The 13,616-nt window shown below is 57.0% G+C and carries 14 protein-coding genes; 5 read left to right on the forward strand and 9 right to left on the reverse strand.

What is annotated here, in order from left to right; genetic code table 11:
* Positions 1–392 (reverse strand): coenzyme F420 hydrogenase/dehydrogenase beta subunit N-terminal domain-containing protein (locus ACI94_RS02630; protein ID WP_286681063.1); only part of this gene is annotated, 392 nt, incomplete at its 3' end.
* A 2-nt stretch (positions 393–394) separates the two neighbouring features.
* A complete protein-coding gene (gene fdhF / locus ACI94_RS02635) occupies positions 395–2,461 on the reverse strand; it encodes a formate dehydrogenase subunit alpha (RefSeq protein ID WP_066958300.1) in 2,067 nt (688 codons plus the stop codon).
* 416 nt (positions 2,462–2,877) lie between these two features.
* Between fdhF and ACI94_RS02640 the strand changes: the two genes are divergently transcribed.
* On the forward strand, positions 2,878–3,477 hold the full coding sequence (locus ACI94_RS02640; protein ID WP_066958299.1) for a hypothetical protein: 600 nt from the start codon (positions 2,878–2,880) through the stop codon (positions 3,475–3,477).
* A gap of 77 nt (positions 3,478–3,554) precedes the next feature.
* Here the strand turns inward: ACI94_RS02640 and ACI94_RS02645 are convergent, their stop codons facing one another.
* Both ACI94_RS02645 and ACI94_RS02650 read right to left on the reverse strand, forming a co-directional pair.
* Positions 3,555–4,481: a hydantoinase/oxoprolinase family protein gene (locus ACI94_RS02645; protein ID WP_066958297.1), complete on the reverse strand. Its 927-nt coding sequence runs from the start codon at positions 4,479–4,481 to the stop codon at positions 3,555–3,557.
* On the reverse strand, positions 4,478–5,368 hold the full coding sequence (locus ACI94_RS02650) for an ATP-grasp domain-containing protein (RefSeq protein WP_066958295.1): 891 nt from the start codon (positions 5,366–5,368) through the stop codon (positions 4,478–4,480). The genes ACI94_RS02645 and ACI94_RS02650 overlap by 4 nt, the downstream gene beginning before the upstream one ends.
* Positions 5,369–5,451: 83 nt before the next feature.
* Here ACI94_RS02650 and surE point away from each other — a divergent pair, with 83 nt between their 5' ends.
* Positions 5,452–6,231, forward strand: a complete 780-nt coding sequence (gene surE / locus ACI94_RS02655; RefSeq protein ID WP_066958293.1) for a 5'/3'-nucleotidase SurE — start codon at positions 5,452–5,454, stop codon at positions 6,229–6,231.
* A gap of 37 nt (positions 6,232–6,268) precedes the next feature.
* Positions 6,269–6,967, forward strand: a complete 699-nt coding sequence (rpiA, locus tag ACI94_RS02660; RefSeq protein WP_286681064.1) for a ribose-5-phosphate isomerase RpiA — start codon at positions 6,269–6,271, stop codon at positions 6,965–6,967.
* On the opposite strand, the gene ACI94_RS02665 is transcribed toward rpiA, so the two are convergent.
* From ACI94_RS02665 to ACI94_RS02680, 4 genes are all read right to left on the reverse strand, one after another.
* Positions 6,956–7,336: an ArsR family transcriptional regulator gene (locus ACI94_RS02665; protein ID WP_066958289.1), complete on the reverse strand. Its 381-nt coding sequence runs from the start codon at positions 7,334–7,336 to the stop codon at positions 6,956–6,958. The two genes, rpiA and ACI94_RS02665, sit on opposite strands and share 12 nt — an antisense overlap.
* Positions 7,337–7,683: 347 nt before the next feature.
* On the reverse strand, positions 7,684–8,247 hold the full coding sequence (locus tag ACI94_RS02670) for a TATA-box-binding protein (protein WP_066958287.1): 564 nt from the start codon (positions 8,245–8,247) through the stop codon (positions 7,684–7,686).
* A 41-nt stretch (positions 8,248–8,288) separates the two neighbouring features.
* Complete coding sequence (gene acs, locus ACI94_RS02675; RefSeq protein WP_286681065.1) at positions 8,289–10,187, reverse strand: acetate--CoA ligase; 1,899 nt, start codon at positions 10,185–10,187, stop codon at positions 8,289–8,291.
* A 438-nt stretch (positions 10,188–10,625) separates the two neighbouring features.
* Positions 10,626–10,940 carry a transcription factor S gene (locus tag ACI94_RS02680; RefSeq protein WP_066958284.1) on the reverse strand — a complete coding sequence of 105 codons (315 nt, stop codon included), beginning with the start codon at positions 10,938–10,940 and terminating at the stop codon, positions 10,626–10,628.
* 171 nt (positions 10,941–11,111) lie between these two features.
* Between ACI94_RS02680 and artA the strand changes: the two genes are divergently transcribed.
* A complete protein-coding gene (gene artA / locus ACI94_RS02685) occupies positions 11,112–11,936 on the forward strand; it encodes an archaeosortase A (RefSeq protein WP_066958282.1) in 825 nt (274 codons plus the stop codon).
* A 131-nt stretch (positions 11,937–12,067) separates the two neighbouring features.
* On the opposite strand, the gene ACI94_RS02690 is transcribed toward artA, so the two are convergent.
* Complete coding sequence (locus ACI94_RS02690; protein WP_066958280.1) at positions 12,068–12,700, reverse strand: CDP-alcohol phosphatidyltransferase family protein; 633 nt, start codon at positions 12,698–12,700, stop codon at positions 12,068–12,070.
* Positions 12,701–12,842: 142 nt separating this feature from the next.
* Between ACI94_RS02690 and ACI94_RS02695 the strand changes: the two genes are divergently transcribed.
* Positions 12,843–13,535 (forward strand): dihydrofolate reductase family protein, encoded by a 693-nt coding sequence (locus tag ACI94_RS02695; RefSeq protein WP_066958278.1) that lies wholly within the window; start codon positions 12,843–12,845, stop codon positions 13,533–13,535.
* Positions 13,536–13,616: the final 81 nt, after the last annotated feature.

The raw sequence follows: 13,616 nt of genomic DNA on the forward strand, positions 1-13,616 counted from the left end.
CCACCACAGTTGACGCCGATCATCAGGATGTTGTCCAGGTTGACCTGGTTGCGCTTCGCAAGTTCGTAAAGACCCATCGCGTCGCAGCCCTTGACCGTGACGGCGATCTTCATATTCTCGGCGCCGTCGAGGTACTTCTTGACAAGTTTCGAGAGCAGGAGCGTACCACAGTGGAGGGATCCTGCCGTCTCTGCGATCTCTGCGGGGTCGGTGATGAGTGTGGGGACGGCGTCATAAATATCCTGTCCCTTCTTGACTGCAAGGACTGCGTCCACCATGCCGGATTTAAGGGCGTGCGTCAGCAGAGCGGTGATCGCTCCACCGCACTCGCCCCTCTCCTGGCAGACGGCGTCGGCTGCCCATGCGTAGAACATGTCGCCTTTTGCTGCCATTTTCAGGCCTCCTTTGTGATCTTCTCGACCTTCACGGCACAGGCCTTGAACTCCGGGATCTTTGCGATCGGGTCGAGAGCGTTGTTCGTCAGGACGTTCGCTGCGCACTCGGCGAAGTGGAACGGCATGAACATGACGCCCTTCATGATGTCAGGGGTCACCTTTGCGGGGACGTCGACCGAGCCACGGCGGGTCGTTGCGCGAACGATCTCTTTGTTCTGTATGCCGAGCGCCTTTGCGTCTTCGGGGTTGATCTCGATCCAGCCCGTGGGGACCTCGTTATCGAGCGTTACAGACCGGCGGGTCATGCTGCCGGTGTGCCAGTGCCAGAGGATACGGCCGGTTGTGAGCACGAACGGGTACTCCTCGTCGGGGACCTCCGCCGGCGGTTTCCACTCGATTGGCGCGAAGATGCCGAGACCGTCGGGGGTGGCGAACTTCTCGCGGTGCAGGATGGGCGTTCCAGGGTGGTCCTCGGATGGGCAGGGCCAGTGGAGAGCTTCAGGCTTCTCGAGGCGGGCGTAGGACATGCCGTGATAGGACGGCGTGACCGCGGCGATCTCGTTGAAGATCTCCTCGGGGCTCTTGAACGAGAACTGTTTCTCGTAGCCCATCCTTGCGGCGAGTTCGCAGATGATCTGCCAGTCTTCCTTCGCCTCACCGGGCGGGTTCTGGGCCTTTCTCCAGCGCTGGACGCGCCGCTCGGTGCTGGTCTGGGTGCCGTCGCGCTCAGCAAAGCAGGCGGCGGGGAGAACGACGTCGGCGAGTTCGGCGGTCTCGGTCATGAAGATATCCTGAACGACGATGAACTCGGCGTTCTTGAGGCCCTTCTCGACGTGATGAAGGTCGGGGTCGGAGAGCATCGGGTTCTCGCCCATGATGTAGAGCCCCTTGATCTCGCCGGGCTTGTCGGCGAGGACGTTGATCAGTTCGGTGACCGTGTAGCCGACCTTGCCCTCGGCAATATCGTCGACGCCCCATGCCTCGATGAACTTCTTGCGGGTCGCTTCGTCGGTGACCTTCTGGTAGCCGGTGTAGACGTTCGGGAGGGCTCCCATGTCGCAGGCGCCCTGGACGTTGTTCTGGCCGCGGAGTGCGTTCACGCCGGCGCCGGGCTTGCCCAGGTTGCCGAGCAGCATCTGGAGGTTCGCGACCGACCGGACGTTGTCGACGCCGACGGTGTGCTGGGTGATGCCCATCGAGTAGAGGATTGCGCCGGGCTTACAGGTGCCGAGCCACTCTGCGGTCTGCTTGAGGCTCTCGACGGGGATGCCGGAGATCTTCGAGACGTTCTCAAGGCTGTAGTCCTCCTTCATGACGACTTCCTTGAGTTTCTCGAAGTCTTTCGTCCTCTTCTCGATGAATTCCTTGTCTTCCCAGCCGTTCTTGATGATCTCCTGCATGAGACCGTTCAGGATAGCGACATCGGTCCCGGAGATGAACGGCATGTAGAGATCGGCCTGCCGGGCGGTCGGGGTGTAGCGCGGGTCGGCGTAGATGATCTTTGCGCCGTTCTGCTTTGCCTGGACAATCTTGCGGCCGATGAGCGGGTGCTGCTCGAAGGTGTTGGACCCGATGATGAAGAGGCACTTCGACTCGGCGATATCGTTGATCGAGTTGGTCATCGCACCGGAGCCGAACGAGGCGGCAAGACCGGCGACGGTGGACGAGTGGCAGAGCCGGGCGCAGTGGTCGATGTGCGGAGTCTTGAGGACGGCCCGGGCGAACTTCATCATCAGGTAGTTCTCTTCGTTAGAGACACGGGCTGATGCGAGGCAGGCGGTCTCACCGGGCTTGTAGGACTTGAACTTCTGTACGATCAGGTCGTATGCCTCGTCCCAGGTCGCCTCGACGAACTTGCCGTCCTTCTTGATGAGCGGCTTTGTGAGACGGTCCGGGCTGTTTACGAACTCATGAGCATAAGTCCCTTTGGGGCAGACCCTTCCCTCGTTGACTGGAGAGCGGGTGTAAGGCTGTGTGCCGACAACCTTCCCGTCCTTCACGACGAGGTTGAAACTGCACCCGGTACCACAGTACGGGCACGTTGTCTGTACATACTTGAGATCCATGGTAAAACCTCGGATACACAAATATGGACTATGGGAATATTTAACAGTAGTGATTAACAGGTCTGTTTTTGATGAATATGTGTGGGTAAACCCGGTCCCATCCGGTTAGGTCGGATACGGTCATAGGAGTAAAGGGTCCGATCCGGTCTTGGAGGGCGGAGATGGGTGCATATCACGGTGCGCCCCTTCAGAACAAAACTGCCGTAATTGACGCCAAGCAGGAGATGGTCGCCCATACCCTCAAGTTCCATATGGTGCCCTGATTGATACGTGAGTATGTGGCTGAGTAAAAAGATGCAATATTGTATCCGAAAACGGCCTTTACGCCATGAATTAGTTGTCTTTCATGTTTTGGGAGTGATGTTTATTATTGGTGGACACCTATTTTTACATACCACAGCGAGAGGACTGTTGTTGTGAAGAAGAAACTCTTAATTCCCCCGATGCTCGTCGATCTGGTGGGAAATGCCCTTTCGTCGATGGAAGGTGCCAAGTTCGTCGATCTTGATGCCTGTCCATCGTGCGGCGGTCCGGTGAGCGGACACGATCTGCGGGCAAAACGATTTGCCGTTCTGCTTGAGGACGGAAAAGAGCGAACAATCCAGGTGTATGTGAAGCGATTCTACTGCCTGAAATGCGGCGCCCTCTGCTACGCCGACGCGCCATTCTATCCCGACACCCGTCTAGGATCACCCATCGTTGACCTCTGCCTCGTTCTCTCGCATCAGATGCCCTTCAACCGCGTGGCACAGTACCTCCGGGCAATGGGGATCGTCGTTGATCGAGGGACGATCCGGAACTACGCCTCCCGCGACTTCGGTCCAATTCCGGCAACCGAACTCTTTGGCATCCCTCTACCGCTCTCCCTGCTGAACCTAGCCACTTTCATCCTCGACTCTGAGCGGCGACCCGTCATAGGGGCAGAAGCGCTCGCTGCCTGCGGTTTCCCAACCGCAGGTCGGGCAGCGCTTCATGGCTGGCGGTCTTCCAAAGAGCGGGATCAGCGGTATAAATAGAAAGAGCAGGAAGAACGGAAAGCCTAGGGCCAGCGAGACTGCCGTGATGGCGATCGAGACTGCCAACAGAGCGAGGGTCAGTCTCCAGCGCGATGCCGTGATGCCACCTCCCTGACTGCGTACGCCGGCAGTGCATCCGCGACTTCCCCAATCTCCCCGTTCAGTGTGATACCCCCCAGTTCACGGGCAAAAAGGTCTGCCCCAATGCCCGCCGTGATCACCTGCTCGGCTCCACTCTTGAAGAGCGCACGCCCCACTGCGCGAGCGATCAATGTCCGCTGGGCTTCCCAGAACTGCCGTGCCACCTGGATTGCCCCGGATTCCCCGATCTCATCGAGATCCGCGCAGACAACCCGGGCAAGCCTGCGGAGCGCACCCTCTGTGGTCTTCGCACCATTATCGGGTGTCGGGCAGGTGTACTCCTCCGGGGTGATATGGCCGAGAACGAGGTGTGCGTCGGCGCTTGAAGCAAAGTACTCGGTACTCACCGGCGTCGCGGTCCCGTCAAGCGTGACCGTGGAGAGGATCGTGGCGATATTCGTACGGAGCATGCCGGTGTAGACGAGGTACTGTTTCTGTAGCCGCATGGTGTCGGTCAGCCCTTTGAGGCTCTCGAAGTCGTTGAGAGGGATGATATCGGCGGTGGTGCTCCCGACGTCAAGGAGGACCGCATCGGGATACTCCTCGCGCAGATAATCAGCCGAAGCCAACCAGTTCGCGGCGGCAAGGTTCGGGACCGGCTGGGTATGGAAGGCTGCATCGGTGCCGTAGAATATGGCGCTGGGGACAGTGCTCTGGACGGCCCCAACGATCCATCGAATACCCTCGATTTTGCTTGGAAAGCAGTCTGCGAGTTCTCCGCTCATCACCACGGCAGCGGGCCCTTCGTACTCTTTGAGAAGCTCTCTGAGTGGTGCGCCCTGCCAGAGCGGGCAGTAGTGAATATGCACGCCGTCGTCGTCGACGACCTTGAGGTTCGCGCCACCGACATCGATGCCGATCATAGCAGGTTGATCCTCCCGCCTTTATCAAACCGAACTCTCCCGGAGAGGTTAACTTCTCCGGGTGCTTCGCCATGAGACGCTTTTACGAGGATATCGGCGATCTCCTCCTCCATTACGGCCGCGATGCCAACTAGACTGGTCGTGGGCCGGGGATTGACGTCCACTACGTAGATGTCATCATCACCGACGATGACGTCGACCCCGGTATACCCCTGGCACCCAAGGACGTTCATCGCCCGGATGGCGGTCTCGACGATCTCGTTCTCACGTTCGTGGTGGACGGGCGTCTCGCCGCCGAGGTACTCAAACCTCCCATCGTCAGTTATGGCAATCTCCTGCCTGTTGACGGCAAGCAGGAGCGGTGGGTTGCCTGAGTAATACTCGCAGACGTCACCGGTCACCCGGCTCCCCACAAGGCTTACGCTCAGCGCTTCTCCCTCTATGTACGCCTGAGCAAATTCGCCGTCGCCGGGTTCCTCATCAGTCAGTCTTACTCCCTGAGTGCCGCAGCCCATTATCGGTTTGACAACCCTTCTTCCTTCGCCGGCATCAGGGGGGACCGCTATCCCGTTCCTGGAGAGAATCGCTGCTGCCCGCTGCTTGTTTGCGCAGACAGCCGCATTCATGCTTCCACACCCGATGTTGTGGGTGAACTGCTCAAGAAGATACGTATACCGAAAGAGTAGATGGTCGGGGGCAATGACCAGACCTACGTCGCATCCCGGGGCAAGCCTCCGGATCTCGCCCTCGAAGTCGGCTTTCTCCGGCGTCACCACATCATAGCCGCACCGGGCAAAACTCTCGCTTATTGCGGCGAGCATGGCCGCACCCTCGGGCGCAAGCTCGGGGTCGTTGCATATGGAATACTCGGCAAGAAATGCCTTCATCGTAGTACTGATTGGCTGCCAGGCATTTGACCCTGACGATCGGGCAAGTATTTGACACGCGGAGACGATCCCTATAGGCAAGGATGAAGCCGAAGATTATGCTCACCAATGATGATGGTATCACGTCGGCGGGACTCTGGGCTGCCTACGATGCGCTTGCACCCATCGCTGATGTTACTGTGGTCGCACCTGCTACCCAACAGAGCGCCGTAGGGCGTTCGATCTCCATCTTTGAGCCTATTCGCGCGACGCAAGTGACGATGAACGGCGTGCCGGCGTACTCGGTCGGCGGAAAACCTACCGACGCCGTGATTATCGGGCTCTTTGCATTGCACCTGAACCCGGACCTTGTCGTCAGCGGGATCAACATCGGTGAGAACCTCTCATACGAATCCATCATGACATCGGGCACTGTCGGGGCCGCACTAGAAGCTTCCAACCAGGGAGTTCCATCCCTTGCCTTCTCGCTTCAGGTTGAGGATCAGGGCGACAAGTTTGACGATCCATCAAGGATCACGGACCGGTTCTCTGATGCAAAACGGGTTGTCCGCGAGATCTGCGAGAAGATCCTCTCAAACGGGTTCCCCGCGAAGGCTCACGTCATCAACGTCAATATTCCAACTCCGGTTCGCGGCGGCTACGAGGTAACCCGCCTTGCTAAGAAACTCTTCTACACCGGCGTCGAAGAGCGCCTCGATCCTCGCGGGCGCCCCTACTACTGGATCGACGGACCGCTGCATGAGGATGCGGAAGAGGGGACCGATGTACATGCGGTGCAGAAGGGCAACATCTCCATAACCCCCATCACGCTGGACTGTACGGCCTTCGATGCTACGGACGACCTCCGGAGCATCTTCTCCTGACGGCACGGCTATCTGGGTTCGAGGTGAAGAGTACGTCATGAATGCAGCAGAGCAGGTTGGATCGAAGCGGAATGCAGGCTACCGGGCGGCCGATATGGTCGAAGACGGAATGATCGTTGGCCTCGGTACCGGATCGACCGTCTTTTTTGCGATGGAGCGGCTTGGTGAGCGGATTGCCAGTGAAGGTCTTTCGATCGCCGGTATTCCGACATCATACCAGGCGGCCCTGCGGGCACGCCAGTACGGCATCCCGATCACAAGCCTCGATGAGCACCCTGAGATCGATATTGCCATTGACGGGGCTGATCAGGTTGATCCGGACCTGAACCTGATCAAGGGACGGGGAGCGGCCCTCCTCCGGGAGAAGTGTGTCTGTGACGCAACCCGGAGGATGCTTATCGTTGTTGACCAGACTAAGATGGTGGATACCCTGAGCGCGCCTGTACCGGTTGAAGTACTGCCTTTCGCCTCAGCATCTGTTTCCCGGCGCCTCACTCTCCTTGATGGCAGGCCGGTCCTCCGGGAAGGGATAAAGAAGGACGGCCCTGTCATCACCGACAACGGCAACTTCATTCTCGATTGCGACTTCGGGGCGATAGCAGACCCGCGGCACCTGGAGGCAGAGGTGGCCTCGATACCCGGTGCACTGGAGTGCGGCCTTTTCACCGCTTATGGAGAAAAAATTGTGGTCATTGTTGGTGAGGAAAAGGGTTGTCGCATAGTATCATTGCGTTGAGATACAGTCCCGCATCTTCTGGATAAGGTCTAGTTGGTGCCGGGCTTCTTTCCTTTTTTCGTTCTCAATCGTATCCATGATCTCGGTTATCGGGCGAGAGAGTGCATATATCTTCACTGGCCGTCCTTTGCTCTCGGACTTGCTCTCGCGGATATTGATCCAATCACACTCTTTGAGGTAACGCATGGCAATGCTGACTTCGGGTTGACGGAGATCTGTGCCCCGCTCAATGTCCCGAGATGTTGCCTCCTTGGTATTTGCAAGATATACCAGCACTTTGGAGACATTTCGCTTGATACCGATACCCATGAGAAGCTCGGCGAGTTCTTCATCACGCGGTGTAAAATACCGTACCTTATCTGACCTCATCCGTTCACCATCAGATATCTATTGTTTTAAATCTAACTATAAAAATATTATTATCTCAATAGGAGATCTGGCGATTGTGGTGGTCTAGAGAGATTCATTCGAACATCGCATTGATCTGATCAGCCTGTTCTCTGCTGAATCATGCTTTCCCGATAGTGAAAGGATATTTCCGGATATAGATTGGAAGCCTCGGTTCCTTTGCGGAGAAATCCTGGCAGGATGCGCCCTGGCGCAGTTGCTTGGATTAGTTCCGGTGTTCTCACCCTGGACGGGCGCCTCAGGGTATCCTGGTGGGCTGCCGGCGAATCAGCAGTCACAAAGTATGGGAGTAGAAGTAAAAAAAGAGGTTAGATGAGCCCGAGGTTGGATAACTCAGAGAGGATTCTCTGTACTGCCCGCCGGGCATCCTCGGGTACTTTACCGCCCGTGATGATCAGTTTGCCGGACCCAAAGAGGAGGACGACAACCTTTGGATCGTCGAGCCGATAGACCAGGCCGGGAAACTGCTCTGGCTCATACTCGATCTTGTCCAGGTTGAACCCTACTGCAATCTTATTCAGGTTGATCGGCGTCCCGAGGTCTGCGGACGTGACAATGTTCTGGATCTTGTAGGTCAGGTTTTCAGGTATATCGATACCGAGCGCTCGCAGCTGGTCGCCAAGGATCTCCAGGCCGCGTGAGAGGCTGTCGATACTCTTTGCACCGGTCAGAACGACCTTGCCGGAGCCAAAGATGAGCGCAGCAATCTTCGGGTCTTGCATTCGGAGAACGACGCCGGGAAACCTCTTTTTATTATATTCCGCATCCTTCAGCTGGGAGGCAAGAGAGGGGAGATCAAGGGATTCAGTCACTTTTGCTGAAGCAACTATATTTTCTATCTTGAGAGACTCCTCTGGCTTGTGCTCATTCATATTTATAACATGCTTAAAAGAGTATATAAAGAGTTGGTTATTTATTCCTCTAGAGTTGAGATGTCTCCGGGATCCATCCCCAATTCTCGCGCTTTTAAGACACGCCGCATGATCTTGCCGCTCCGGGTTTTAGGGAGCGCGTCGACGAAATCTATCTCGGACGGTATGGCGATGGGCCCGAGCGTCATCCTGACATGGTAGACAAGGTCGTTTTTCAGTTTCTCACTGGGCTCGCGACCGTTCTTGAGGATGACGAAGGCCTTGATGGTGTTCCCCTTCAGTGCATCTGGTTTTCCGATAACGGCGGCCTCCGCGACGGCTTCATGAGAGACAAGCGCGCTCTCGACCTCTGCGGTTCCGATGTTGTGCCCGGCGACGACGATCAGGTCGTCGGACCGGCCGATGACCATGATGTAGCCGTTTTCATCCTTCACTGCGAGGTCTGATGCAGTGTAGCACCCGGGGATGGTGTTCCAGTACTTGCAGTAGCGCTCGTCGTTGTTCCAGATCGTCCGCATCATGGATGGCCAGGGCTCCTTGATGACCAGGAGGCCGCCTGTCCCGGGTGGGACCGGGTTGCCCGCCATATCAACGACATCCGCAACGACTCCGGGGATCGGCTTACCGGCGAATCCCGGGCGCATGGGCTCACCGATCATCGTGGTCACCATGTGCATCCCGGTCTCGGTCTGCCACCATGTGTCCACGATCGGGTACCTCTCCTTCCCGATGACACGGTAGAACCATTCGAACGCCTCGGGGTTGAGAGGTTCGCCGACAGATCCGAGGACCCTGAGCGATGAGAGGTTGTAGCGGTTCGGCCACTCTTCACCCACCCGCATGAACATGCGTATTGCCGTCGGGGCGGTGTAGAAGATGGTGACACCATACTCATCGATGAGATCCCAGTAGGTACCCGGGTTCGGGTAATCCGGGGTTGCCTCCGCGATGAGGCAGGTGGCGCCGTTCAGGAGCGGACCATACACCACGTAACTGTGGCCGGTGATCCAGCCGGGATCGGCGGTGCACCAGTAGACGTCGTTGTCTTTGACGTCGAAGACGTACTTCGTCGTGTAGTAGGTCCCGACCATATATCCGCCGCAGGTGTGGACGATCCCTTTCGGGGAGCCCGTGGTGCCGCTCGTATACAGAATGAAGAGCGGGTCCTCGGCGTCCATCGGCTCGGCCGGGCACTCCCGTTCTACGCCCTCCATCAGGTCGTAGTAGTCCACTTCCATCTCCGGGTGGAGTTCAACGGGCTTATCGGTGTCCCGACGGAGAATGACGATTCGCTCTACGCTCGGGGCGTTGACGACCGCTTCCTCCACGATATTCTTGAGCGGGATTGCTTTGCCGCGCCGGTAGGTGACGTCGGCAGTGATCACAACCTTTGCGTCGATCCCGGTGATCCGCTGGTTGAGCGCGCTGACGCCGAACCCGCCAAAGACGACCGAGTGAATGGCTCCGATCCGGGCGCAGGCGAGCATCGCAATGATCTGCTCGGGGACCACCGGCATATAGATGCAGACCCGGTCGCCCTTCCTGACGCCAAGGCGTTTCAGTCCGTTCGCGAATCGGCAGACTGCCTGGAAGAGCTGGCGGTAGGTAAGGATCCGCTCTTCGTCTTCGGTCTCTCCCCGCCACATGATCGCGACCTTGTTGCGCCGCTGGTTGTATACGTGGCGGTCCAGGCAGTTGTAGGTGATGTTGAGTTTAGCATTCAAGAACCACCGGGCGTATGGGTAGTTCCACTCTTTAACCTGGCTCCAGGGTTGGAACCATTCGAGTTCCTTTGCAATGCGGTCCCAGAACCCGTCGGGGTCTGAAAGGAATTCCTGGTAGGCCTGGTTGTAGTTGCCTACCCAGGTGTGCTCTCTACAGCTGGCCTCGGGAGTGTAGTACTTTGCCTCCTCGAGTTTGACATCAAATTTCTCAGCCATCCGGTTACCCCGTATTATACATTATTAATAATGTATATTGTATATCAACATTCTGGTCAGGAGGACCTCGACCCGGTGGAGGCGGCAGATCCGGGTTCGGTTGTCGGGAATTCTGTGGGACGGATCAGGGTTAAAGACTCGCTAGATTCGGGGTGATATTCTCGATTCGCTCCTGGTGAGCGTTGCAGAAGGTGATGAGGGTTTCCCGAGGGGCACGCAGGTGGAGTGTCCCGGTCGCGGGGCCGGGTATACTGACAAAGGGAACGCCGCGGCCCATAGTTTTGGACGGTCCTCACATCTGCAGGATCAGAAGAGGTGGTGCGGTGTGATGAGATCGAGAGCGAGTTCGGGCTCGTACGGGTAGGGTTTACTGCTGCAAAAAAACAGTGTTAAATCGGGAAAAGAGGATGGTGCCCGGGATGGCAGAGCGAGTCAAACTTAATCGTATTCGCGCCACGTCTTTCCGCAGGCGGTGCAACGGAAGAATCTGACCTCGCTCTCATCCGCCGCCCGCAGTTGCCGCAGCCACCAGTATGCTGTCGTACACTCGCACTCCGGACATTTGATGTTCGTAGTCGGGAGCGTTGCTACTTTATCCTCTTCATCGACGATGGTGATCTCTTTTTCGATGCGTTTATCTGTCATTTTCAACCGGTCACCGGCCTCTATCTCCCGGATATAACCACACTTTTTGCACTTTAACTGGCCTCCGGACGATATCATCAGGCCTTTGCACTGTGGACAGAACATCATTATAAGAGATGGGGTCCCAATCGAAATTAATTTGTGGGGTGGGGCAACCTCATCTGTGAGTGCGGGGTTGTTACCTTCCAGTCGCACTGCAATAGCGTGGCCACACAGCAGGTGCCTCGTTCGAATGGGGCGCACAAATGCTTTAATGCCAGATACACCGAAAGGTAAGGGATGAAGGATTACCTGGTGCTGATCTCCTGCATCTGCTTTCTCGCCTTCCTTATCCCGGGAAGGTTCCGAAAGTATCTCGCCATCGGCGGGTGGGCAAGCATCGTCGGATATCTCCTCCTTGAGCTCCCTTACTACTTCTCGATCAATAACTTCCTGTACCCGACAATAACCATCCTCTCCCTTCCTTTCCTCTATATCACCGCAAAATACCTGCTTCGTGCAGACCCCCGGGTAATGCAGCTCTCGACGATAGCGGCTGTTGCGTTCCTTATTTACGCTCCCTTCGGCTACATACCGTCACTCGGGAACTGGCTGATCGCGGTCGTCGCGGAACAGACATCCGTCGCGCTCTCAGCGGTTGGATATCCTGTAAACTTTGAGGCCTGGAACCTGATGGAGCGCAACGGGTTCCGGACCGAGATCATCCTCGCCTGCACCGGGATTCAGAGCATTGCGATCATGCTCGGGGTCGCATGGGGTGTGCGGTCGACGACAAGACAGAAGATCGCTGGATTTCTCATGGTCTTCCCGACGATCTACATCTTAAACATCTTCCGCAACGTCTTCGTGGTTACAGCGTATGCCGAACAGTGGTTCCCCTACTTGCCTGAGATCGCCGGCAACGGCGAGTTCGGCTACGAGAGTTTCTTCTGGGCGCACAACGTCATGGCTGAACTGGGCGCGCTGGTATTCCTTGTGATCCTTGCGTATGGGCTCTTCTGGCTCCTCCCCGAACTCGGCGACCTCGCCAACGGTCTCTACCATCTCTACCGCAATGAAGTAGTGCAGATTGTCCGGCCGAAGATCAAAGAATCCGAAGTCTAACCTCGTGTGGGTTCATCTGGGTCTCGTTGGCGGGAGGCCCGGATGAGCCCCCATGTTTTGGGGTTTATCTGCCGCGTACGCGGCAAAATTCGGATGAATTGAGTCCAGAGGGGGGCAGGTCTCTTCAACCGTCAGGAATACTGCCGGTAGAGGTAGAAGAGCCGCTGAATCGCAGAGATGTTTGTGCAGACTGCGATGAGGAGTATCGAGACCCAGATGTAGCCGGTGACGCCTCCGAGCACCAGAACGAGGATCGTCTCGGGCCTGCCGAAGAAGCCGACGCCTTCGAGAGGGTCCTCAATCTTGCCGGCAATCCTCTCGGTATAGCCGATCTCTGCGTAGGTCACCGGCTTGATGAATGTATTGATCAACGACCCGATGAGCGCCAGCCCCACGATGCCGAAATCGGCCATCTCCGGGAGATTCATGAGGTGGCTGACGATAGGGATGCCCGAGAGTCCCACACCGAGGATGACCGCTGCATCGACGTATTTGTCTGCAACCCAATCGAAGACGGCCCCAAATTTGCTCTCGGTATGGTTCTTTCGGGCGACGCTGCCGTCCACCAGGTCAAGGACCGCCGAGACAAACAGGAGCAGGCCGCCTGCAAGGAAATAGCGTTGGGAGAAGGCAAGTGCGCATAAAAAGCCAAAGAGCAGGGCGAGGGCCGAGACCTGATTCGGGGTAACGCCCAGGCGTGCAAAAAATGACGCGATAGGCTCAGTATATTTGATGAATTTCGGCCGTAGAGAGGTTATATTCATCGCATATTTTTATCAGTCTGTAAGAGTTTAACCTTTGCTGCCTCCGGCAGAGGGGCAACATCCCCTCTGAATGGCGCATACGCTCCAAAATCACCAGATTCATAAATGCTCCCGTTAGATAGATCTGTGGGAAGGAGATCCAATGGCTGAATACGACAGGCCGCACGTTCTTATGATGTCGGAGATCACCGTCGACGGGAAGCTCACCCTGAAGCGCGGGGCCTCCAGCAAGATCCTTATGAAATACATGGCACCCGAGACCGAGATTCTTCTTCACCAGACCCGGGCAGCATGCGATGCCATCATGGTCGGAGCAAACACTATCCGGATCGATAACTCCTTCCTGACAGTTCGGCTGGTGGAGGGGAAGAATCCGCTCCGCGTTATTCCGTGCAGCCGGGCCGATCTCCCACCGAATGCAAACGTGCTCGGACCGGACGCGCGGACGGTCATCGCGGTCAGCAAGGCCGCGCCGGCGGAAAATGTTGCCCGTCTCCGGGAGACCGGAGTCGATCTCGTCGTTGCCGGAGAAAACGAGATCGACCTGCCCGAACTGATGCGGATCCTTAAGAGGGATTACGGTGTCCGCCGGATGATGATCGAAGGTGGACCAACGCTGAACTGGTCCATGCTGAACCATCACCTTGTCGACGAGATTCGCCTGATCCACCTGCCGTTCATCGTCGGCGGTGCCGATACCCCGTCGCTCGTCGGCGGCATGCACATCGAGACTGAAAAAGAGATGATCCGGCTCGCCCTGAAGCGCCACTTCATGTGCGGGAGCAACCTGGTCACCGAGTGGGACGTACTCTACAGAGACGGTCCCGAAGAATAACCATTTTTCACTTGCCCTCTTGAGTGCCCCTTCATATCGCCGGGGGAGTGAATGATCTGATCCGGAACCTGCCTTTGCGTC

The organism is Methanoculleus sp. DTU007 (genome assembly GCF_001512385.1).
GTDB classification, from domain to species: Archaea; Halobacteriota; Methanomicrobia; order Methanomicrobiales; family Methanoculleaceae; genus Methanoculleus; species Methanoculleus thermophilus.